This window comes from Spirosoma sordidisoli, assembly GCF_004138325.1.
Classification (GTDB): domain Bacteria; phylum Bacteroidota; class Bacteroidia; order Cytophagales; family Spirosomataceae; genus Spirosoma; species Spirosoma sordidisoli.
In genome coordinates, this window is the sequence record NZ_SBLB01000002.1 from 354,799 (window position 1) to 375,768 (window position 20,970).

The window sequence follows — 20,970 nt, forward strand, 5'->3', positions numbered from 1 at the left end:
ACCTGCCCGGTCTAGCGTGCCAAAAGCTTTCGGTAATGGGAGGGCGTAAGCCTGTACTGCTGCCGGAACGACCGGATAAAATGACTCTGGTCGGAAAACCCGCAGGCTAGTGCTACGTCGGTCAGGGCAATGTCCGGCATGAGCAGTAGCGGCATCGCCTGCTGAAGCCGGATCGCACGCAGGTAGTCCCCAAAATGGCAGTGGAAATAACGGGGAAACTGGCGACAGAGGTAAACGGGATGCAGGCCCGTATGGGCTGCCAGCTGCGCCAGTGTCCACGGTTCATGGGGAGCGTCGTGGAGTAAATCCCGGAGCTGACCCACCCAGGCCGGTTTCTGGCGATCGAATCTGACCGGTGCTGACTCGATCTCGCTGAGAAGCTGTACCAGCAACGCATCGACAGCCAGCTTTTCATGGCCGTCCTGCAACTTCGTTTCGGTAACGATGGCGTACATGAGCGCTTTCAGCCCCGGATCGGGCAGGTTGAGGCTACCCTGTACACGGGACGTATCCAGCCCGTGGGCGTTGAACCAGTCGGGCGTGATTTCGACATGGAAGCCGCGCGTATATCCCTTAGGCTTGGTATTGTAGTGGGCCTCCTGCCAGTGGTGGAACAGCAGGCTACCGGCGGTGCAGTGGTACGTGTCGGTACGGTTGCCTTCCAGCACCCGACCCGCCAGAACAAAGGTAAAGTAGGCGTTTTCGTGGTAATGCCAGTCGACCCGATCGTGGGTGTATTCGGTATCGGTCAGCGTCAGGTCGCCCAGCGTCACCAGTTGGTTCGTCAGGCCGTAATACTGTCCATTCCGCAACGCGCTCATAGGAGGCTGACAGGGAAATAGGATCGAATACGCCCCATTGTCGCTGCTAAGGTACACGGAACGGACCAATAACCGCAGTTTAGGAAGACAACCCGACCGACCAACAACCCTATGCCGTACTCAGTAAGGCTGATAAGGTCGCTGCCCGCACAACGCTCCCTGTCGACAAACGCAGTTGGGGGTATTGTACGGGCAGTGGGGTAGCCCGAAGAAACCGCCGAACTCAATTCCACAACTGGTTGGCCGCCGTCAGGATGATTGGCTCTTTATCCGTCACGACGATGGTCTGCTCGTGCTGTACGGCCAGACTATTCCTGGCGATCAGGGTCCAGCCATCGCCTTTCTCGTGGGCATACGACGCTTTGGTAGACAAAAACGTCTCGATCGCCACCACGGAATGCTTTTTGAAATGTGCTTTATTGGCCCGGTCATAGTAGCACAGGATTTCGTGGGGCTCTTCGTGCAGGCTCCGGCCGATGCCGTGCCCGGACAGGTTCTTGATGACCCGGTATCCGCTTCGTTTCGCTTCCGTTTCGATCAAGCGACCGATCTCCGCGATCCGCACCCCACCCCGGATCCGGCTAATGGCTTTGGCCAGAATCCGTTTGGAGGCTTCGACCAGATGACCGTGCTGATGAATATCCCGCCCCAGCACAAACGAGCCACCGTTGTCGGACCAGTAGCCATTCAGCTCGGCCGATACATCGATATTGATCAGATCCCCTTCCCGAAGAATCCGTTTCGCGGAAGGGATACCGTGGCAAACTTCATCGTTTAAGCTGATACAGGTCCAGCCTGGAAAGCCATAGGTCAGTTTCGGTGCTGAACGCGCCCCGTACGATTCCAGCAGTTGCCGCCCGTACTGGTCCAGCTCCAGCGTCGACATGCCCGGTTGGGCGTATTCCTGCATGCGTTTAAGCGTTGAGCCAACCACCTGGCTAATCTGCTGCATGCCTATCCATTCTTCCTCGGAGGTCAATGACATAACGTTCGGTTAAAAAGTCAATTTCTGGCGAAAGTAAGCCCTGCAGCCCGTTTTCACACCAGGTAAAAAACGCCGACGCATCAGTAAGGCCGACCAGCCATAGTCAGGACAAAATGAGAGCGCCACTAAACGAACGCGACCATTGGCGTTAGAATTCCGTTGTCAGGTTCCTAGTGGCAGATCGTTGAAGGTCTTACACACCTGATGATTTTCGATTGGGAGTCGAAGTAGAAGCGATGTAAGGCGGGCAGCTAGTAGGTCAAAATAACGACCGGCCAGCTAATGAAATATGCATGCAGAACGGATCGTAGGCAGAGCTAACCATTCGAAGACGTGGAAAGTGGAAATTTTTAAAATGCTAAAGGGCGGGGTCGATAATGTAAAAAGGGGTGTTTTTAATTAAATATCTATACTTCAACCATTTATGCTAAATAGAGGGCGCAACCTCCTTGGATGGCTATTTACGAACTAATGATATGATAAACTAGTTAGAATGAGCACGGATTATACTTTGTTGAAATATAGAATGTCCTAGTGTCAACAGGGATGGAATGAGGGACAAATTGAAAATGGTTTCTTATTTCGTTTCATTAGTTATGCTAAAGAAATTAGTGATTATCTGTAATTTATTGCTGAAATAGCCCTTTCATGGATCATACAATAGATTTTTTATCTCCCAGATTAGAAGGCAAAAGGTTTGATGACCACACTCTTCCTGTAAATATATTGGAAGATTTTAGCGCTTTGGAGGAGCTGATTTTTGAACTGTCAAAAAAAATTTATTTAGAGGAGAATCCACATAGAAAGCGCGTACCCAAAGGATTCAATGATGAAGTTAGTTTGAAACTTGCAGGAGTTGGAGAAGGTAGTGCCATCCCAAGGCTTGTACTTGTCTATACCTTAGCTTATTCTTCTTTTTTTACTGAATTTTTTCCAAAAAGTGAGCAATATTCTGTTACTAATTTAGAATCTGTAAAATACTTGGAAAAGGCTAGGGATAGAGTAATTGAATTGATAAGTAATGCACAGTCAGGTGAAAAAAATAAAGATATATTGGATCAAAAATATTTGAACTATTTTAATAGGATTGGGAAAAATTTACAGGATGGTGAGACAATGGCTTTTCCAAAAGCCGTTGGTGGTAGTGCTGTTTTAGATAAAGAAATTCGTAAAAAAATTCTTTTATCTAGAAAGGAAAACATTGAATATTCTGACTACATTTCTGTAAATGCATATATTACAGAGTTTGATAAGAAACAAAATTCGTTTACTCTTGATATAGGCGGTAATAACGTCGTCTGTAATATAAATGAAGATTATTATGAGATAGTACATCAAGTATTTAATGAGTACGAAAAAAATACTCAGGTTGCAATTAAAGCGACTGGTATATATAATCAACAAGATAGGTTGATTAGGGTTGAAAACATCGAGTCTATGGATATTTTAGATCCATTTGATGTAAAAGTGAGAATCGCTCAATTAGTTAATTTGGGTGAAAATTGGTACAACGGTACTGGGAAAGCCCCTGATAAAGTGGCTCTTAAGCAGTTTGAGGAGTATTTTAGTAATTATTTTGGTAGTGATCTGCCATTACCATCAATATTCCCAACGATAGAAGGTAACATACAATTAGAGTGGACTAATAGTGATCGAGCTATTATATTGGAATTAGATCTAGATAATTTCCTTGCTAATCTGATTGTTACTCTTTTGAAATCCAATTCGTATATCGAAAGGGAGTTCTTTTTAAGTACATTGGCTGGATGGGAAGAATTAAACTCACTAATATCGAAGATTAACTATGAATAGGGACACACTATTGCACAGACAAGTTCATCCAAGTTGGGTACAGAATGATGTAGTTTCTGTGCAAGTCTTTACACAAGAAATGCAAGTATCGTCATTGGCATTTACACCATCTACTAAAGATGAAAATAAATTATCTGTTTATAATGGGGAGAAATTTACAGCAGAGCAATCATTCAACCATTATGTTGCGAATCACACATCTTTCGGTGTACTTTCTGTTACTAAGGGTGAATGCGAGTCTGTAGATTTATTATCTGTTACAGAAGATAATTTTCCATTTAATGGCCACTCATATATTGATTTTACAAGTGTAGAAAGTAAAAATCAAAAAAAAATCAGAGGACAAAAATTGAAAAGTCTAGCAGTGAGTAGAGGGTGGACTCACAGGAGAAGATGAATATAGCTTATAGAGCTATATATGCTTTTATAGTTAATATCTCTGTGCTATATGAAAAGGGTAGTACTGATTTAACTCAGCTACTACCCTTTTATTCTTTAGATGAAATCAACCTCTTTTGCTATTCTCTCCTCATTGGCTTTTCCGTAATAGCGAATGTGCTTAGTAGTTGTATAGCCGAGCATAGCGGCCACGCTTTCCTCAGATACACCCAGTTCATTAAGCATAAGGTTGGTGAAGGTTTTGCAGGCCACCTTAACGGTGAGTTTGGTTTTGAAAGCTGCCAGGTGCTGAATTTGCTTCAAACAGTCATTAAAGCTGGAGTTACTAGTTTTGGGCAGGTTCTCCACCCTGCCATGTTTGGCAATCAGCGCCAGCGCTTTATCCGATCCTGTGTTGGCTTCGTCACGCAGATAGACGTATGCGCTTATGAATTGATGGGGGAGATAGCTACTTGTCGTTGTTGGCTATTCTATTGGCTAGCCAAAACAAAAACGGGTTAAGCGTATGGCCTAACCCGTTGTAATGAAGTGTATTAACTGGTGCACTCGTAGGGATTCGAACCCCAAACCTCCTGATCCGTAGTCAGGTGCTCTATCCAATTGAGCTACGAATGCATTTCCCGTTGATTGGGAGTGCAAAAGTAGGGAGAAAAAAGGCGTCTGTCAACCTATCGGCCCGAAAAATTTGCTTTCCGCTTCATCAGAAAGGCACCAATCCCCTCGGCAGCATCGGCCGAGCGACCCAATGCGTCCTGATTTTCAGCTTCCTGCTCCAGCTGGTGGTCGAGGTCCGAATACAGCGATTGATTCAAAACTTTTTTTAACGCCCCGATCGCGCGGGTAGGGGCGGTGGCGTAATAGCCGACCACCTCCGCTACGGCTGCGTCGAGGCTGGCCGGGGGAACCGAGCGGCTGACCAGCCCGATCTGGGCCGCTTCGGGGCCGTAAACGCGTCGGCCGGTGCTGCTCAGTTCAAAAGCCCGCTGCGGGCCCACCAGACGCGGCAGAAAGAACGTAGAACCGGCGTCGGGCATGAGGCCTATGTTGATGAAGATCTGGCTGAAATAAGCCTCGTCGGTGCAGATAACGACGTCGCAGGCCAAGGCCAGCGAACAGCCCGCCCCGGCCGCTACGCCGTTGATACGCCCCACAACGGGTTTAGGCAGGTTGCGGATGGCCCGGATCATGGGATGATAGCCGTTCCGCAGCGACTCGCCCAGGTTCATCGTTCCGCCCGAGGCTGCCGCGCTGGCAAAGCCTTCTTTCAGGTCGGCGCCGGAGCAGAAGGCTTTGTCGCCCGCGCCGGTCAGCACCACGACCCGTACGCGGTCGTCGGCACCGGCGGCTTCCATGGCGCTAGTGATATCCCGGATCAGGCCGGGGCTAAGGGCGTTGTAGACCTGGGGCCGGTTGAGGGTAATGCGGCAAACGCCGTCGGCCAGTTCGTAGAGCAGTGTATCGTACATGATCGGTAAGGGTTAGTCAGGGCAACACTAGATAAACCAGAATACGGCCAGCAGGCTGATGGCTACTCCCAGCGCCAGCCCGGCCAGGATCTGCCCCGGCGTATGGGCGTTGAGCTTGAGCCGCGCACTGCCCACAAGGCCCGCCAGCAGCACCAGCAGCAGCAGCGGAAAAAACAGATCGGTCAGGCTGAACTTCAGCATCAGCCCGCCAATGCCGCCCAGTACGCCCCCCAGCCCGACGCCGTGGGCGCTGATTTGCCAGTACAGACTGATCAGCCCGACCAGCAGAATCGATACGGCAATACTGCCCAGCAGAATTGCTATTTCGGGCGCTACCGTCGAGACGAGCTGCATCCGGAAGGCAAACAGATAAGCGACAAAGGTGTAGATGAGCGCCGTCAGAAAATAGGGCAGCCGACGGTCGGCCAGGGTTTCGAGTTGCAGGCTGCTAACGTAACCCGTACGAACCAGATAAACGATCAGCAGCGAGGGCACCGCAAAGGTGCCGATGAAGATCAGCACCAGCAGGCTGAGCCGCAGGGCCGGAGAAAACGCATCCATACCGACTACACCGGGTGCCTGAAACAGCAACAGGCCGAACAGCAGTGTCGGCATGAGCAGGGGGTGCAGCAGAATCGAGAGGAAGCGGGCGAACGAGGTTGTCAATGAATAACGATGAATGATGGATGATGAATTCGTTTTGGGGAGCCTGCGGCTGGGTTGCAAAGTTAACCGTCCTGGCTGTTGTCACTCATCATCCATCCTCCATAATTCGGTGTTCCTATAACTGTTTTCGCAGGCGGGCTACGGGAATGTTGAGCTGCTCGCGGTATTTGGCCACGGTACGGCGGGCAATGTTGTAGCCGCGGTCGTTCAGAATCTTCTCGAGCTTATCGTCCGAGAGCGGGTTCATCTTGGGTTCGCTGTCGATGAGGTCTTTCAGGATGTTCTTCACCTCGCGGCTGCTGACATCCTCCCCCGTATCGGTCGAGATTCCTTCCGAGAAGAAATACTTGAGCGGATAAATGCCGAACTCGGTCTGTACGGCCTTGCTGTTGGCGACCCGCGACACGGTCGATACGTCCATGTCGATGAGGGTGGCAATATCTTTCAGGATCATGGGCCGCAGCTTCGACTCGTCGCCGGTCAGGAAGAAGTCGTACTGGAACCGCACGATGGCGTTCATGGTCTTGAGCAGGGTCTGCTGCCGCTGTTTGATGGCGTCGATGAACCACTTGGCCGCGTCGAGTTTCTGCTTCACGAACGAGACCGTTTCGCGCAGGGATTTGTTTTGCTTGCTGCTCTTGTCGTAGGTATCGAGCATGTCGGCAAACGACCGGCTGATGCGCAGTTCGGGCGCATTCTTGGAGTTCAGCGTCAGTTCGAGCTTGCCGTTGCTGTTGGTCAGGATAAAGTCCGGAATGAGGTACTGCACGTTGCCGGCTTCGCCTTCTACCGACCCCGGCTTGGGGTTGAGCTTGATGATTACATCGACGACCCGTTTCAGCGATTCGTCGCTGATGTTGAGCCGTCGCTGAATTTTGTCGTAGTGTTTCTTCGAGAACTCATCGAAAAAATCTTCGATGATGCGGATGGCCAGTACGTTGTAGGGGTCCGACTGATCTTTGCGCCGGAGTTGCAGCAGCAGACATTCCTGCAGCGAGCGGGCGGCAATACCCGGCGGGTCGAAGGTCTGGATCTTATGCAGCACTTCCTGAATTTCTTCGGCGTCGGTGAACACGTTCTGCGAAAAGGCCAGATCGTTCACGATGGCCTGCATAGATCGTCGGATGTAGCCGTCGGCCTCGATACTGCCAATCAGCTGCAGACCGATGATCCGCTGTTCCTCGCTGAGCGAGAGGTACCCGAACTGCTGAAGCAGCGAGTCGGTCAGGCTCGAGCTGGTGGCCAGCGGCATGTCGCGCTCTTCTTCGCTGTAGTTGCCGTCGCCCTGCATCTTGTAGCCGGCATAATCTTCACCCTGCAGGTAGCTGTCGATATCGAGATCGTCGGTGCGGTCTTTATACTCGTCGTCGCCGAAGTCATCGTCGAACGGATCGTCCTCTTTCTGATCGAATTCGTCGTCCATGCCCTCTTCCAGCGCCGGGTTGATTTCCAACTCCTCTTCGATGCGGGTATCCAGTTCGGCAGTAGGAATCTGCAACAGCTTTATGAACTGAATCTGCTGGGGCGATAACTTCTGCTGAAGAGACTGGGAAAGGCTTAACTTCTGCATGGTAGTGATGTTTCAAATCGGGTAGGGGTGTCAACAGGGATTGGCGGCTCCAGTCGGCAAAATGCCCCTCACAATTATCAGACCAATTTAGTTATGATTTTGTTTAGGGCCACAAAAAAAATACAATAACTCGTTCAGAATTAATGATTTGCCCAAAAAAAGTACTTCGTTAACGGCCCCGGAGAGTAGGTAAATTGTTGATAAATAGTTAGTTAGCCGGGCCCTTTCGGGGGCAGCCCGAGAGAATAAAACTGGTACCATTTTTTATACCTTAGCGGCATGACAAACAAGCTATACGACACCTCACTGAGTCTGCTTACCGATCTCTACCAGGTCACCATGGCCTATGGGTACTGGAAATCAGGCACTGCCGAAAAAGAAGCGGTCTTCAATCTGTACTTCCGGAAAAACCCGTTCGGCGGAGGCTATACGATAGCCTGTGGACTTAGTAATGTAATCGGCTACATCGAACAGTTCAGCTTTTCGCGCAAAGACCTGCGGTATCTCCGTACCCTCACCGGCAACGACGGGCAGCCCTTATTCGAGGAGGCTTTTATCGAGTACCTGGCCGCGCTGAAGCTGAGCTGCACCATCGATGCCATCCCCGAGGGAACGGTCGTATTTCCCAACGAGCCGCTGGTGCGGGTACGCGGGCCCATCCTGCAGTGTCAGCTGCTCGAAACGCCCCTCCTGAACCTAGTCAACTTCGAGTCGCTGATTGCTACCAAATCGGCACGGCTCCGGCTGGTTGCCGAGTCGGACACGCTGCTGGAGTTCGGCCTCCGCCGGGCACAGGGGATCGATGGTGGCATGACGGCCAGCCGGGCGGCCTATATCGGTGGCTGCGACGCTACCTCGAACGTGCTGGCGGGCAAACTCTACGACATTCCGGTTCGGGGTACCCACGCCCACAGCTGGGTCATGTCCTTCGACGATGAGCAGCAGGCGTTCGATACCTACGCGCAGGTGCTGCCCAACAACGTTACCCTGCTCGTTGACACCTACGATACCTTGGACGGGGTGCGGCTTGCCATCGAAACGGGGCATAAACTCCGGGCCCGGGGCTACCGGCTGGCCGGCATCCGGCTCGACTCCGGCGATCTGGCCTACCTCAGCATCGAAGCCCGCAAACTGCTCGATGAGGCTGGTTTTACCGATACCAGCATCGTGGCCAGCAACGACCTCGACGAGACGATCATCACCAGTCTGAAGCAGCAGGGGGCTAAAATTACGGTTTGGGGCGTCGGCACCAAACTGGTTACAGCCTTCGATCAGCCAGCGCTGGGGGGCGTCTATAAGCTGGCCGCGCTCCGCACGGGGGATGCCCACAAGCCCTGGGACTACAAGATCAAACTGTCGGAGCAGGCCATCAAAACCTCGACTCCGGGCATTCAGCAGGTGCGCCGGTACCGCGACGAGCGGGGCTTTCTGGCCGATATGATTTTCGATGAGACGCTGAACGGTACCCACCAGCCTACTACCATGATCGACCCGCTCGACTTCACCAAACGTCGGCGCTTCGACGCGCATGCGGCTTTCGAGGATCTGCTGGTGCCCATCTTTGCGGCCGGCCAGTGCGTGTACGATAAACCCGATATCCACGCCATCCGGGCGCGGGTGCAGGCGCAGCTGGCCGCGCTTCACCCCGGCGTTAAACGACTCGTCAACCCGCATACCTACCCCGTCGGACTGGAACGACACCTGCACGACCTCAAAACCGCGCTTATTCTCGAACGACGAGGGGAGTAAATGCCAGGTTTATTGAAGGGCTACAACGTATGATGCGTGCCGTTGTCGACGTGTACCACATAGGCCCGGCCACCGGCCTGCTCGATGGCGTCGGCTACCGCGATGGGGTTTTCGGGTGCGTAGGCAAACATGCAGCCACCACCGCCCGACCCGTTGATCTTGCCACCCAGCGCGCCGGCTGCGAGGGCAGCGTCGAGCATCCGGTCTATTTTAGGGGTGCTGATACGCTGGGCGTCGCGGAGGTTGGCGTGGTGGTCGGTCAGGAGCTGGCCGAACCGCCGGTGGTCGAGCGCATCGGCCTGTAACACCGTCAGCGCATCGCGCAGGATGTCGCGGTTGGAAAGGTTGCCTTTCAGCAGGATGTACTCGTCTTTGGTCAGGCTGTCTTTGAACTCGGTCGCGTCGGTCAGGGTCGAGTGGTGCAGCGAGAAGTCGGGGTTCACCGTTCTGATGCGGGCCAGGATGTCGAGCATACCGTACTTGACCCGGCTCAGAATCCCGATCGTATCTTTCGGCTCCTGCGAATCGCCCAGTACGAAGGTGCCGAGCTGGGACGCCGGGCTGCGGGGCTCCAGGCTGACCAGCCGGATCTGCGGCTGCGATTCGAGGTAGATCACCTGCCCAACGGCCGTGGCGAAATGGTCCATCATACCGCCGGGTTCACCGAATTCAAGCACTTCGGCTGCGTAGGCCAGCTCGGCCAGCTGCGTGGGCGGCAGGGAACGCGGCTGGTCGGCCAGCTGGGTCAGCACATCGAGCCAGGTCACCAGCAGCGCCGACGAACTCGACGTGCCGGCGTTGATGGGAATGGTACCGTGAACCTCGCCCAGAACCCCCCGCGAAAAGGTAAAACCCTCGCGCAGCAGCACGTTGACCGCCGACCGAAAATAATCCCGATCCTGCGGATACGTCAGCGGAGAGCCGTCGAACGGAATCGTTACCGTACTGCCGATGTCGGGCAGGTTGAGCCGGAACCCCGTTTCGGGGGTAGAGGTGGCCTCGATCTGAATCCGGCGCGAGATGGCGGCCGCTATGACGGGTAACCCTAGATAATCCTGATGTTCGCCGAACAGGCAGATACGGCCGGGGGTAGAACTGGTCATCGGAACAAAAAAGCAGACAGGGACTTACCAGCTCGTTTTTTTGTAGCCTGACACGGCATAGTACAGGATGAAGCCGAAGAGGGGCAGCAGCATGGCATAGGCCAGCTGCGGGCTGTACGTATCGGTCAGATACCCGTGGAGCAAAGGCAGCAGCGCCCCGCCCGAAATGCCCATGATCAGCAGGGCCGAGCCGAGTTTGGTGAAGCGGCCCAGGCGGTTGAGCGCCAGCGGCCAGAGCGCCGGCCAGATCGGGGCGAGACCAAAACCCAGCAGCGCTACGCACAGGACCGAGGTAAAACCGCTGGTCAGCAGGGTAGCTACCGTCAGCACCAGCCCGTAAGCGGCTCCGAACCGCAGTGCCGTTTGCTGCGAGATCACTTTGGGGATCAGCACGATACCCAGCACGTAGCCCGCCAGCAGGCCGTACAGCGTATAGGTCGTGAAATATTTGGCTTCGTCGTTATCAAAACCCAGCGCTTTACCGTAGTTGATGATGGTATCGCCCGCAATGACCTCGGCACCCACGTAACAGAACAGAGCCGCTACGCCCAGCACCAGGTTCGGGAACTGCCAGACGCTGGTATGCGCCACCGTATCGGCAGGCGCGTCGTCTTGCTCTTCCGATACGTCGGGCAGGTTCGAGAACCGAATCAGGCCCGCCAGCACTACCAGTACGCCCGTCAGAATCAGATAGGGCGACACCACTTTTTCGAGCGAAGCAGCCCCCGATACGGCATTGGCTCCCGTCAGCAGCAGCCCGCCAAACACGAACTGGCTGATGATACCGGCCAGCTTATTGGCAATACCCATGAAGCTGATGCGCTGGGCGGCACTTTCGCGCGGACCCAGAATGGTAGCGTAGGGGTTAGAGGCCGTTTGCAGCACCGTTAGCCCAATGCCGATCAGAAATAGACCGACCAGAAAAAGCGGGTACGATACGGCTTTGGCCGCCGGCACGAAAATAAGCGTACCGACCGCCATCACCAGCAAACCCAGCGACATGCCACTTTTAAAACCCGTTCGCTTCAACACCGCCGATGACGGAATGGCCATGAGCGTATAGGAGATAAAGAACGCAAAGGCAACCAGGTTGGAACCAACGGTGCTGAGGTCGAAGGCCTGCTTGAAAAACGCAATCAGGACGCTGTTGACCCAGGTCACGAAGCCGAATATGAAAAAGAGGGCACCGATGATGAGCAGGGGGCCGGTGTAATTCTGGGGTTTGGAAGGGGCAGTTACCATGTCTGGGAGAGCAACAAAAAACGATGGGCTAATGAACAGAAAACGACCGGTGTCGAAGAGACGGCAGGCATTCGCTAGCCAATATTATAAAATTTTTTCAAAAATTGTCGTTTAACCCGAAAATCGGTGGGTTGGTCTTCCATTTGCCCCGGGTGAAGTCGGGAATATCGACCGCTTTGCTGTTACCGGCAATGCTTTGTTCGGACAGGGGGCTGATGGCGCTCCAGACGGCCGCGTCATAGACGTCGATCGGAACGGGGCCTTTGGCTTTGACGGCTTCGATAAACGCCCGCAAGACGAAAAAGTCGATGCCGCCATGTCCGGCTTTGTCGGCGGTTTGGGCGTGCCGTTTCCAGAGGGGGTGGTCGTATTTCTCCTGATAGGCGGCAAAAGGCTCCCAGGTGTGGGCTTTGGGCGAGGTACCTTCGAGGTAGATCATATCGTTATCGTCCATCCAGATGCCCTGCGTGCCCTGCGCCCGGAAGCCGAGCGAGTAGGGGCGGGGTGAGTTGGTGTCGTGCATGATCACGATGTTTTCGCCGTTGGCGCACTCGATCATGGTCGTTACTACATCGCCGAGTTTGAAGTTGACTTTGGCGTTGGGGTGGTCGGCTCCGCCCTTGTCGACAACGTACTTATGCAGCCCGCGGCTTTTGGTCGCCATACTCGTTAGCCGGACAAAGCGGTTGCCCCGGTTGATGTTGAGCCAGTGGGCCACCGGACCGAGGCCGTGGGTTGGGTACAGATCCCCGTTGCGGTCTACGGAGTGCTGGGTGCGCCAGCGGGCTTCCGAAAAGCCTTTTTCGCCAAACTCGACCCCACCGCCATAGGCTTTTTTGCCGTCGTTGAACTTCACTTCGCGCAGGTCGTGCTGATAGCCGCAGTGGGCGTAGGTCATTTCACCGAACAGGCCCTGCCGGATCATGTTGAGTACCGCCAGCACGTCGCGCCGGTAGCAGACGTTCTCCAGAATCATGCAGGGCATCTTCGTTTTCTCGGAGGTGTTGACCAGATCCCACGATTCCTGAAGGGTTACCGTTGCCGACACTTCAACCGCTGCGTACTTCCCGGCTTTCATGGTCGCTACGGCCATGGGTACGTGCCATTCCCAGGGGGTGGCAATCACGACGCCGTCGAGGTCGTCGCGTTTGAGCATCTGCAGAAAGGCTTCGCTGCCTTTGGTATAAGCTTCGGGCAGCGGTCGGCCCGCTTTCTGGATCATGGCGTTGGTGCGGGCAATGCTGTCCGGGTCAACGTCGCAGATGGCCGGAATGACAACGTCGTCGCGATACAGTGCCTGTTCTACATGACTGCGTCCGCGCAGGCCTACGCCAATGAAGCCAAGCCGGACTTTGGTGTCGGCCGGCGCAGCCTGTCCGGCGCGGCTGGTCAGTACCGTCGGGAAAATAGATGCGGCTGTACCGGTGAGGGCGGCCGTACGGATAAACTGGCGTCGGGTGGTGGCGGTCATGGGGATTAGGTTAGGACTACTTCAGGAATCACGACCGGAAATATACGGATTATCACCAAACCGGATGCCGCTGCCGGTGACTAGAAATTCCACCAGACCTCGGTCGGGTAGGCCACACCCAGTACCACCGGCTCACCAATTCGGGGGGTCGTTACGGGAAGCCCCACCGCGCGGGCGCGTTCGGTAAACCGTTGTATGGGCTCGTTCCAGGGGTGGTAGGCCAGCGCGAACTTACTCCAGTGAACGGGTAAAACGGTTTTAGCCTTCAGATCCTGACCGGCCTTCACGACCTCTTCGGGAAACATGTGAATATTGGGCCAGTCGCGGCCGTACTGACCGCATTCCAGAATAGCCAGATCGAACGGGCCGTAGGTAGCGCCTATTTTGGCAAACTGCTCGTCGTAGCCCGAGTCGCCCCCCAGAAACAGCCGGTAGCCGTGCAGGTCGAGGACGAACGATGTCCAGAAGGTTTTGCCGCGGGTCAGGCCCCGTCCCGAGAAGTGCCGCGCCGGGGTAGACGTGAGCCGGATGCTATCGGCCACGGCCTGCGTTTCCCACCAGTCGAACTCAACGATGCGGTCGGCTGGCACGCCCCAGCGTTCGAGGTGGGCACCAACGCCCAGGGCGGTATAGAACCGTTTAACTTTTGGGATGAGCCGGGTAATGGTCTGGTAATCGAGGTGATCGTAATGATCGTGCGACAGCACCAGCATGTCGATGGCGGGCATATCGTCGGCGCTGTAGGCATCCGAACCCGGAAACGACCGGCCGAAATACCCGATGGGCGACGCGCTGCCGCTCAGGACCGGATCGACCAGAATCGTAACTCCTTTGGACTTGATGAGGTAGGACGAATGCCCGAACCAGACCAGGCTGGGGGTGTCGTCGGGTAAACTGGTCAGGGAGGTACGGACGGTAGGGATGGGCCGGGGCGGTTCGTTGGTGGCGGGCTTGTTCAGGAAGTCGCTCATCATGGCGATGTAGGAGGCTCCTTCGCGCATCATGGCCGTAGGGGCGATATTCTGGAAAGCACCGTCGCGGTAGTTGGGCGACTGGCTGATGCGCTCCAGCCGGGCGTCGGCTGGATTCAGGCCAAAAACGGGCTGCTGGAGAAAGATATACCCCCCGATGGCCAGGGTTGCCAGAATAATAAGGGTGATGAGCATGGTGGATTTAAGCGATTTCATGTTAGGCAAACCATGTGGGGTCGGCTTCCGTTCGGCACCCGGGGGAACAAACCGTTTAGAGCGGGCGTTATACAAATGAACCTGCCTATGCTTGTTTAGCTTTTTTAAAGAAAGGTTGAACAAGATCCGGTGAAAACGGGTTAAATAGGTATCATTCGCACACGAAAGAGCGGGTTTTCTTCAACGCTCTGCTGTCTGCCTGTGTTGTACACATACTTTGTAACGACAGGTTGATCGAACCATTTTTCGATTACTAGTTTATGGAAACCTCCCGGGCCGATGCCCTGCGGGTGGCTGTGTTTCGGAAAGAGCACTTTAACGCGGCCCATCGTCTGAATAACCCCAACTGGTCAGACGAAAAAAACGCCCGCGTTTACGGCAAGTGCAACAATCCCAATTATCACGGACACAATTACGAGCTGATTGTTCAGGTTACGGGGCCCATCGATCCCGAAACCGGCTATGTCATCGACATGAAAGTGCTCGGTGACCTGATCAAGACGCACGTTACCGACCGCTTCGATCACAAAAATCTCAACCTCGACACCGATGAGTTCGCCGACCTGAACCCGTCGGCCGAAAACATTGCCATCGTTATTTACACAATTTTACGCAACCAGCTGAGCCAGGACCTGGCCCTCAAAATCAGACTTTATGAAACGGAACGGAACTTCGTCGAGTACCCCGCTTAACGGACAGGCTATGAACGGCGTTTCGCTGAACGGAAACCCCATGAACGGTAAACACATGAACGGTAACGGCCTGAATGGTCATCATCACGACGAACTGATTGATGAAATCGGCGACGAACACGGCGCTGCTTCGATTGATACACCCATGCGGCCCGACGCCTTCGATCTGGACGACGATACCAAAATCGACCTGATTGAAGAGCACTTCCGCGAGATCATGAGTATTCTGGGCCTCGACCTGACCGACGACAGCCTCAAAGGATCGCCCCGGCGGGTGGCCAAGATGTACGTCAAGGAAATCTTCCGCGGCCTGGACCCGGCCAACAAACCCGCACCGACCCTGTTCGAGAACAAGTTCCGGTACAACGAGATGCTGGTCGAGAAAGACATTCTGGTGCAGACCTACTGCGAGCACCATTTCGTGCCGATCATTGGTAAGGCACACGTGGCCTATATCTCCAGCGGCAAGGTTATCGGCCTCTCCAAGCTGAACCGGATCGTAGAATATTACAGCAAGCGTCCCCAGGTGCAGGAGCGCCTGACGGTTCAGATCGCCGACGAGCTGAAGAAGGTGCTCGAGACCGAAGACGTAGCGGTCATCATCGACGCCAAACACCTCTGCGTGTCGACGCGGGGCGTACACGACGTCAATAGCTCGACCATCACGGCTGCCTACGGGGGCAAGTTCGATGAAGAGGCTACCCGTCAGGAATTGTTGCGCTACATTGGTACCTCGAACGTAACTATCTAACCGGTTTGCGGTTTTACAGGGTACAGTCTGGCGTCAGCCAGCGTAGCTGTAAAACCGCAACCTTTTTTTATGCAAGGCAAAAACATCCTCATTGTCGGGGCGAGTTCGGGCATCGGTCACGCGCTGGCCCGGCAGCTTCAGGAGCAGGGCGCAACCCTGTTCACCGCTGGCCGAACCCAGCCCGAAGGCATCCAGTCGACCCACATGACGTGGGACGTAACCCAGGCCCCGGCGACCGATGCGCTCAACCAGTTGCCCGATACCCTGCATGGGCTGGTCTACTGCCCCGGAACCATCAACCTGAAACCATTTCAGCGGCTCACCCTGGACGATTATTCCAATGATCTGCAGGTAAACGTGCTGGGCGCGGTGTCGGCCATTCATACGGCCTATGCCGCTATCAAGAAGTCGAAGTCGGCCAGTATCGTGCTGTTCAGTACGGTAGCGGCCAAGCTGGGGATGGGTATGCACTCGTCGGTTTCGGTCGCCAAATCGGCGGTGGAAGGACTGACCAAGTCGCTGGCGGCCGAACTGGCTCCGTTTAATGTTCGGGTCAATGCCGTAGCGCCTTCACTGACCGATACGCCGATGGCCAAATTTCTGCTCGCTGACGATACCAAGCGCGACGCGGCCAACAAACGGCATCCGCTCAACCGATACGGCTCTCCGGAGGATATTGCCACCATGGCCGCCTATCTGCTCACCGACCAGGCCAGCTGGATTACCGGGCAGATCATTGGGGTCGATGGCGGTATGGGCAGCCTGAAATAAACCTACTCCTCCATTGTAAAGCCGTCTTGCCGGGGCTGATGCCCGGCAAGACGGCTTTTTTGCGTTTAGGCAGGCACCTCCGTCTCGGCTGGAACGGGGGCTTTGATGGTATAAACGGGCGTAGCCGCATAGCGGGGCGCAACGATGACTTCAGTGCTATCCCGGTGCGGGGCAAACTGGGAGGCTACCAGGTCGGGACAGTTGTTTTCTTTGGAGAGGTGAGCCAGCAGGACGTGACTCATATGAGCCGGTTTATGCGCTCTGAACAACGCCAGCGCCTGCTGATTGGAGAGGTGCCCTTTGCCGCCCCGGATGCGCTGCTTCAGAAAATACGGGTATCGACCGTTTTCGAGCATCTCCTCGTCGTAATTGGCTTCCAGAAAAGCGGCATGACACTGGCTGAAATGCTCGATCAGCGACTCACAGGGGTACCCCAGATCCGTGAACACCCCCACGTTGGTCCCTTTATAGCGAACCAGGAAACTGTGCGGGTCGGCGGCATCGTGCAACTTCAGGAAGGCCGACACGCATAAATCGCCGATCCAGACCGGGCTGTCGCTGCGCAGCGGCCTGAGCGGATACGCCTGTGAAGCCAGCCGGGAGTTTTGCAGGGTTCTGGCGGTGATGTATACGGGAAGCTGGTACTTTTTAGCCAGTTGCGGAATGCCGCTGACGTGGTCGGTATGTTCGTGGGAAACGAAAATGGCCTTTACGGTATGTATGGATAAGCCCAGCTGGTCGAGCCGACGTTCGATCTGGCGGCAGGAAATGCCCACATCGATCAGGACGGCTTCGGTGTCGTTGCCAACGTAGTAGCAGTTTCCGTTACTGCCTGAATTAAGCGAGGTGATGTAAAGCGACATGCCGGTACGGAGGGATAAAACGAAACAACAAAAATAGGCAGGAAGAGGTTGCCGACGGCGGCAGTACCGGCCTAATTACGCAAAAATAAACCGGCCTGCATCGCTACAGGCCGGCTGGTCGGAAAAAATCGAGCTACGGAAGCGGGTTATCTGGCCGCCACGGTAAACAGGAAGGTGTCTGCGGGTTTGGGAGCCACCACGGTACAGTTGATCCGGTAAATGGTATCGCCCCATTTGCTGACAATACCCCGGTCTTCGGGCGCGTCGAGCTTTACTTTCTCGACGGCTACCTGCATCTGCTTCGGATTGTAGGTCACCACAAAGTCTTTGGCCGGCTGATCGTTGGGCTGGTAATGAACGAGCAACTCGCCGGGTTTCAGCACCTCCGCCGGGTAACAGGTCATCAGATGCTGGGTGAGTGAACTGGCTTTATCCAGGCTGATCACGTCTGTGATCTGAACGTTTTTACCCCGGTTGAGCCGAATCGTCCGCTGCCAGCTTTTCACCCCCGCATCGGCCGGGTAGGCCTTCGCAATATCGACGCCAAACTGGGTGGTGGCGTTACCGGCTTTGTAGGTTACCTGGCTGGCTTTGTAAGTCATGCCCGGCGGCTGGGTCTTGCCGTTGATGGTGGGCAGGTTGTGGTAGTCGGAGCAGTTGTACCAGATCTCATACCGCTTGTCGCTGAAGGTTTTGCGGGTGTAGGTACCCCGACCCACGTCGATCAGCAGCGGCTGACCGTTGTAATAGACCACGTAGTTGCCGATGTCGTTGTGGTTATGGCTTTCGTCGTTGTGCCCGCCTTTGGCCGCTACGTAGAACCCGTCGGTGGTGCCGGCTTTGTCGCGGGCGGCAAAGACCTGCAGGTCGGGTAACCAGACGTTCTGAGGCAGGGGCAATCCCTGGGCGGCTTTCTGAAACTCGTCCTGCATAAACAGGGAATAGAAGTGGCGGAAGTAATGAAACTTGCCGACAGCGCCCGTCTCCGGTTTGCGGTAGTAGGCACCGAACCGCATCATGTCGGGGTCGTTGATGGCTTTGCCGTATCGGTAAATCATCGTCGCGGCCATACCGGGCTGCGGATCGGCGTCGGCAAAGTTCAGGAAGTAGCGGTCGCTGATCTGGGCGCGGTAGATAAACCGGCCCATGTTTCTGACCTTCTCGTCGGCATAGACATAGGCAAAGGCATCGTTACTGGCAGTGTTCAGCAGCGCAATGTTATCATAGAGCGACGCGGCAGCGGCTCCCCAGTAGCTGGGCCCCTCGTCGCAGCCGCCATCCTGCGGATACGGGTTCAGGAATTCGTCCAGCACGTCGAGGAGCTTATGCACGGATGCCGCTCGTTTGTCGTCGTCTTTTTCCAGCAGCAGCACCGCGTTGAGCCAGTTGGAGCAGATCCAGGGGTTCCAGTTGTTGGGCGCGCGACCCGCAGCGGTCTTGGTCATCCAGCCGTGGGGCTGCGTCATCAGAGGCTGAAAAATCCGGTTATTGGTTTCCGTATAGATCCGTTTGCGGATCTGGGGCGAAACGGCATCCAGCTTGTCGCCGAGGTAATAGTCGACCCAGGCCAGGTAGGTGGCGGTTTCGGCCGCAAACAGGTCGACAAACGGTTTCGATACATCCATCAGCCCGGCATACGAGCGGGAGCGCGGCAGGTGGGCCGGCACGCCCCAGAACGACTCTTCACAAATGGACCAGACGCCGTCGATGATGGGGTCAACAAACCGGCCTTTGTTTTCGTAGATCTCGGCCAGCAGCAGTGTACCCAGCACCTCGCGCTTTTCAAAACTGACGTTCTGGTACTGATCCCGGTCGCCGGTGCGTTCGATGAGCAGCGATTTGGTGGCCGGAATATACGGCCAGGTGTAGGTCAGGTACGTTTCGGCTTTTTTGACATAGGCCTGCATCATGGCCTGATCGGCTTTGGCCCAGCCCGCCCGGTCGTCGCGTTTGGGAAAAGGGGTCCATCTGGCCTGCGGGATCAGGACGCTCTTCAACTGCTCTTTCGTGAATTTACCGCTCAGCAAATCAGCCTGCTGCCCGAAGGCCGCCAGACTGACGAGCAGGGCAACGCATACTCCAGCTACGTGTTTCATAGAATTGGGTCAGGGTGTGGCGGGTGGGTCATCCACCGGCCTAAGAAAAGGCAGCGACTATAGCCGCTGCTAGAATAACGAATGGGTCAGGGCAAACACGCTGGTGTCGCGGGCTGCAGCTGTTGATTGGCCGTACTTCTGACCGGCAACGGCCTGCAGGGGAGCAAACTCCTCTACGTGCAGGGCCTTGATCTGCTGAAAGGTCCAGGGCTTTTCCTGGCGGGCGTAGGGCACCAGCCATTCATACGCCTTTCGGATGCTTTTGCCGTCGGGGGTCTGGTAGTTCCAGAGGTCGACGCCTACGGTTTCGGCCAGTTGCGCCAGGGTGAAAAAGCCTTTCAGGTTCATGATCGAGTAGTTCCAGGACAGCGTACGGGCCAGTTCATGCGGCTGGCTACCGTCTGGTTTGAGCTGCGTCTGAATCCGCTTCATGGTCTTCTGTTCGAGCATCTGCCGGGCCAGCGCCCGGTTGTCCAGAAAAAGCGCGAACGCTACCGTCTGTACGTCATAATAAGTGCCGTGGTTGTTATGCTCATCTTCTTCATCCTTGCCGATGGGGCTGGTCAGCATCCAGTCCATGAACTGCTGCACCCAGCCCTGAAGCGCCCGATGATCTTGTTTTGACCAGGCTTTCGATCCCTGCAGCAGCTGAACGGCATCGGTCAGGTTGGCCAGCCCCCGGCTGTCGATCAGTCCGATGCCCCGGCCTTCGGTAATTCCCGGAATAGCCTGGCCGTAGTTCAGGTTCGGGTTCATTTTGGTAGCCGGGTCCAGGAACCAGATCCTCAGCCGCTCGGCCGCGCGACGGGCGTAAGTCTCATTGTCTGAATAATAGTACGCCAGTGCCAGCGTCTGCACGTCGTCGCAGAGGTTCTTGAGGTAGGTCTCGTCCACAATGGCCGACCGCTCCGGGTTGATCTGGCCGTCTTTGCGGATGTACGGTAATCCGTTGGGTTTGGTCGTGTCGGGCCACCAGTAGGGTCCCACGCTCATGTAATCGTGTTTGTTGCCGCTGGGGGGCGTTTTGCTCTTTTCCATGACCGAGTGAGCCGGTCGGGTCAGCACCTGGTCGGCAGCGGTCAGCAAGGCCTGCCGGGCCGCCGTCATCGCCGGGTCACCCTGCCGGATCTTCTGTTTGCTGGCCTGTAGCAGCGTAGCATCCAGCAGGAACGTGGCCGGTTTTCTGACGGGTTGCGCCACCGAGTCAAAAACCAGGGCTATACCAATCAGGCAGCCGCAAAGTGCCAGTCGTTGAGTCAGCTTGTTCATCGATTCGTGGGGGAGGGGAACCAGTACAACCCGTACCGTCTCGACAACGGTACGGGT

General features: G+C 55.2%; 19 protein-coding genes and 1 tRNA gene. 6 read left to right on the forward strand and 14 right to left on the reverse strand.

The genetic code is table 11. The features are described from left to right. Nucleotides 1-11: 11 nt before the first annotated feature. Both EQG79_RS09970 and map read right to left on the reverse strand, forming a co-directional pair. The gene (locus tag EQG79_RS09970) at nucleotides 12-821 is read right to left on the reverse strand and encodes a helix-turn-helix transcriptional regulator (protein WP_129601393.1); all 810 of its coding nucleotides are present in this window, start codon (nucleotides 819-821) and stop codon (nucleotides 12-14) included. A gap of 223 nt (nucleotides 822-1,044) precedes the next feature. Then, nucleotides 1,045-1,806: a type I methionyl aminopeptidase gene (gene map / locus EQG79_RS09975; protein WP_129601394.1), complete on the reverse strand. Its 762-nt coding sequence runs from the start codon at nucleotides 1,804-1,806 to the stop codon at nucleotides 1,045-1,047. A 648-nt stretch (nucleotides 1,807-2,454) separates the two neighbouring features. Between map and EQG79_RS09980 the strand changes: the two genes are divergently transcribed. Beyond that, nucleotides 2,455-3,618, forward strand: a complete 1,164-nt coding sequence (locus EQG79_RS09980) for a hypothetical protein (RefSeq protein ID WP_129601395.1) — start codon at nucleotides 2,455-2,457, stop codon at nucleotides 3,616-3,618. Continuing rightward, complete coding sequence (locus EQG79_RS09985; RefSeq protein WP_129601396.1) at nucleotides 3,611-4,015, forward strand: hypothetical protein; 405 nt, start codon at nucleotides 3,611-3,613, stop codon at nucleotides 4,013-4,015. Before EQG79_RS09980 ends, EQG79_RS09985 begins: the two co-directional genes overlap by 8 nt. Before the next feature lie 98 nt (nucleotides 4,016-4,113). Here EQG79_RS09985 and EQG79_RS09990 read toward each other — a convergent pair whose 3' ends face one another. From EQG79_RS09990 to rpoN, 5 genes are all read right to left on the reverse strand, one after another. After that, nucleotides 4,114-4,365: a site-specific integrase gene (locus EQG79_RS09990; protein WP_206445582.1), complete on the reverse strand. Its 252-nt coding sequence runs from the start codon at nucleotides 4,363-4,365 to the stop codon at nucleotides 4,114-4,116. A 190-nt stretch (nucleotides 4,366-4,555) separates the two neighbouring features. Then, nucleotides 4,556-4,632: transfer RNA gene (locus EQG79_RS09995), tRNA-Arg, on the reverse strand. 53 nt (nucleotides 4,633-4,685) lie between these two features. Further along, entirely contained in the window at nucleotides 4,686-5,483 is a 798-nt protein-coding gene (locus EQG79_RS10000) for an enoyl-CoA hydratase/isomerase family protein (RefSeq protein WP_077922660.1), read from the reverse strand. Nucleotides 5,484-5,510: 27 nt separating this feature from the next. Beyond that, nucleotides 5,511-6,149 (reverse strand): hypothetical protein, encoded by a 639-nt coding sequence (locus tag EQG79_RS10005; RefSeq protein WP_317126246.1) that lies wholly within the window; start codon nucleotides 6,147-6,149, stop codon nucleotides 5,511-5,513. Nucleotides 6,150-6,264: 115 nt separating this feature from the next. Beyond that, a complete protein-coding gene (gene rpoN, locus EQG79_RS10010; RefSeq protein ID WP_077922661.1) occupies nucleotides 6,265-7,719 on the reverse strand; it encodes an RNA polymerase factor sigma-54 in 1,455 nt (484 codons plus the stop codon). Nucleotides 7,720-7,998: 279 nt separating this feature from the next. Here rpoN and EQG79_RS10015 point away from each other — a divergent pair, with 279 nt between their 5' ends. Further along, complete coding sequence (locus tag EQG79_RS10015) at nucleotides 7,999-9,468, forward strand: nicotinate phosphoribosyltransferase (protein WP_129601398.1); 1,470 nt, start codon at nucleotides 7,999-8,001, stop codon at nucleotides 9,466-9,468. Nucleotides 9,469-9,488: 20 nt separating this feature from the next. Here the strand turns inward: EQG79_RS10015 and EQG79_RS10020 are convergent, their stop codons facing one another. From EQG79_RS10020 to EQG79_RS10035, 4 genes are all read right to left on the reverse strand, one after another. Then, a complete protein-coding gene (locus EQG79_RS10020; protein ID WP_129601399.1) occupies nucleotides 9,489-10,571 on the reverse strand; it encodes a mevalonate kinase family protein in 1,083 nt (360 codons plus the stop codon). 24 nt (nucleotides 10,572-10,595) lie between these two features. After that, a complete protein-coding gene (locus EQG79_RS10025) occupies nucleotides 10,596-11,813 on the reverse strand; it encodes a sugar MFS transporter (protein WP_129601400.1) in 1,218 nt (405 codons plus the stop codon). A gap of 97 nt (nucleotides 11,814-11,910) precedes the next feature. After that, nucleotides 11,911-13,284: a Gfo/Idh/MocA family protein gene (locus EQG79_RS10030; protein ID WP_129601401.1), complete on the reverse strand. Its 1,374-nt coding sequence runs from the start codon at nucleotides 13,282-13,284 to the stop codon at nucleotides 11,911-11,913. An 80-nt stretch (nucleotides 13,285-13,364) separates the two neighbouring features. Beyond that, nucleotides 13,365-14,471, reverse strand: coding sequence for an MBL fold metallo-hydrolase (locus EQG79_RS10035; protein WP_129601402.1), 1,107 nt, complete (start codon nucleotides 14,469-14,471; stop codon nucleotides 13,365-13,367). 260 nt (nucleotides 14,472-14,731) lie between these two features. On the opposite strand from EQG79_RS10035, the gene EQG79_RS10040 reads away from it, so the two are divergent. The 3 genes from EQG79_RS10040 to EQG79_RS10050 all read left to right on the forward strand — a co-directional run bounded on the left by EQG79_RS10040 (nucleotide 14,732) and on the right by EQG79_RS10050 (nucleotide 16,685). Beyond that, entirely contained in the window at nucleotides 14,732-15,163 is a 432-nt protein-coding gene (locus EQG79_RS10040) for a 6-pyruvoyl trahydropterin synthase family protein (RefSeq protein ID WP_129601403.1), read from the forward strand. Continuing rightward, nucleotides 15,126-15,914, forward strand: coding sequence for a GTP cyclohydrolase I FolE (gene folE / locus EQG79_RS10045; protein WP_077922667.1), 789 nt, complete (start codon nucleotides 15,126-15,128; stop codon nucleotides 15,912-15,914). Before EQG79_RS10040 ends, folE begins: the two co-directional genes overlap by 38 nt. A gap of 69 nt (nucleotides 15,915-15,983) precedes the next feature. Further along, nucleotides 15,984-16,685, forward strand: coding sequence for an SDR family NAD(P)-dependent oxidoreductase (locus EQG79_RS10050; protein ID WP_129601404.1), 702 nt, complete (start codon nucleotides 15,984-15,986; stop codon nucleotides 16,683-16,685). A gap of 65 nt (nucleotides 16,686-16,750) precedes the next feature. Here EQG79_RS10050 and EQG79_RS10055 read toward each other — a convergent pair whose 3' ends face one another. From EQG79_RS10055 to EQG79_RS10065, 3 genes are all read right to left on the reverse strand, one after another. Next, entirely contained in the window at nucleotides 16,751-17,548 is a 798-nt protein-coding gene (locus EQG79_RS10055) for an MBL fold metallo-hydrolase (RefSeq protein WP_077922669.1), read from the reverse strand. A 146-nt stretch (nucleotides 17,549-17,694) separates the two neighbouring features. After that, on the reverse strand, nucleotides 17,695-19,644 hold the full coding sequence (locus tag EQG79_RS10060; RefSeq protein ID WP_129601405.1) for a heparinase II/III domain-containing protein: 1,950 nt from the start codon (nucleotides 19,642-19,644) through the stop codon (nucleotides 17,695-17,697). 69 nt (nucleotides 19,645-19,713) lie between these two features. Beyond that, nucleotides 19,714-20,913: an alginate lyase family protein gene (locus tag EQG79_RS10065; protein WP_129601406.1), complete on the reverse strand. Its 1,200-nt coding sequence runs from the start codon at nucleotides 20,911-20,913 to the stop codon at nucleotides 19,714-19,716. Nucleotides 20,914-20,970: the final 57 nt, after the last annotated feature.

Coding starts and splice junctions, on each gene's coding strand:
- EQG79_RS09970 (WP_129601393.1), bottom strand. CDS start 821: ATGAGCGCGTTGCGGAATGGACAGTATTACGGCCTGACGAACCAACTG.
- map (WP_129601394.1), bottom strand. CDS start 1,806: ATGTCATTGACCTCCGAGGAAGAATGGATAGGCATGCAGCAGATTAGC.
- EQG79_RS09980 (WP_129601395.1), top strand. CDS start 2,455: ATGGATCATACAATAGATTTTTTATCTCCCAGATTAGAAGGCAAAAGG.
- EQG79_RS09985 (WP_129601396.1), top strand. CDS start 3,611: ATGAATAGGGACACACTATTGCACAGACAAGTTCATCCAAGTTGGGTA.
- EQG79_RS10000 (WP_077922660.1), bottom strand. CDS start 5,483: ATGTACGATACACTGCTCTACGAACTGGCCGACGGCGTTTGCCGCATT.
- rpoN (WP_077922661.1), bottom strand. CDS start 7,719: ATGCAGAAGTTAAGCCTTTCCCAGTCTCTTCAGCAGAAGTTATCGCCC.
- EQG79_RS10015 (WP_129601398.1), top strand. CDS start 7,999: ATGACAAACAAGCTATACGACACCTCACTGAGTCTGCTTACCGATCTC.
- EQG79_RS10020 (WP_129601399.1), bottom strand. CDS start 10,571: ATGACCAGTTCTACCCCCGGCCGTATCTGCCTGTTCGGCGAACATCAG.
- EQG79_RS10025 (WP_129601400.1), bottom strand. CDS start 11,813: ATGGTAACTGCCCCTTCCAAACCCCAGAATTACACCGGCCCCCTGCTC.
- EQG79_RS10030 (WP_129601401.1), bottom strand. CDS start 13,284: ATGACCGCCACCACCCGACGCCAGTTTATCCGTACGGCCGCCCTCACC.
- EQG79_RS10035 (WP_129601402.1), bottom strand. CDS start 14,471: ATGAAATCGCTTAAATCCACCATGCTCATCACCCTTATTATTCTGGCA.
- EQG79_RS10040 (WP_129601403.1), top strand. CDS start 14,732: ATGGAAACCTCCCGGGCCGATGCCCTGCGGGTGGCTGTGTTTCGGAAA.
- folE (WP_077922667.1), top strand. CDS start 15,126: ATGAAACGGAACGGAACTTCGTCGAGTACCCCGCTTAACGGACAGGCT.
- EQG79_RS10050 (WP_129601404.1), top strand. CDS start 15,984: ATGCAAGGCAAAAACATCCTCATTGTCGGGGCGAGTTCGGGCATCGGT.
- EQG79_RS10055 (WP_077922669.1), bottom strand. CDS start 17,548: ATGTCGCTTTACATCACCTCGCTTAATTCAGGCAGTAACGGAAACTGC.
- EQG79_RS10060 (WP_129601405.1), bottom strand. CDS start 19,644: ATGAAACACGTAGCTGGAGTATGCGTTGCCCTGCTCGTCAGTCTGGCG.
- EQG79_RS10065 (WP_129601406.1), bottom strand. CDS start 20,913: ATGAACAAGCTGACTCAACGACTGGCACTTTGCGGCTGCCTGATTGGT.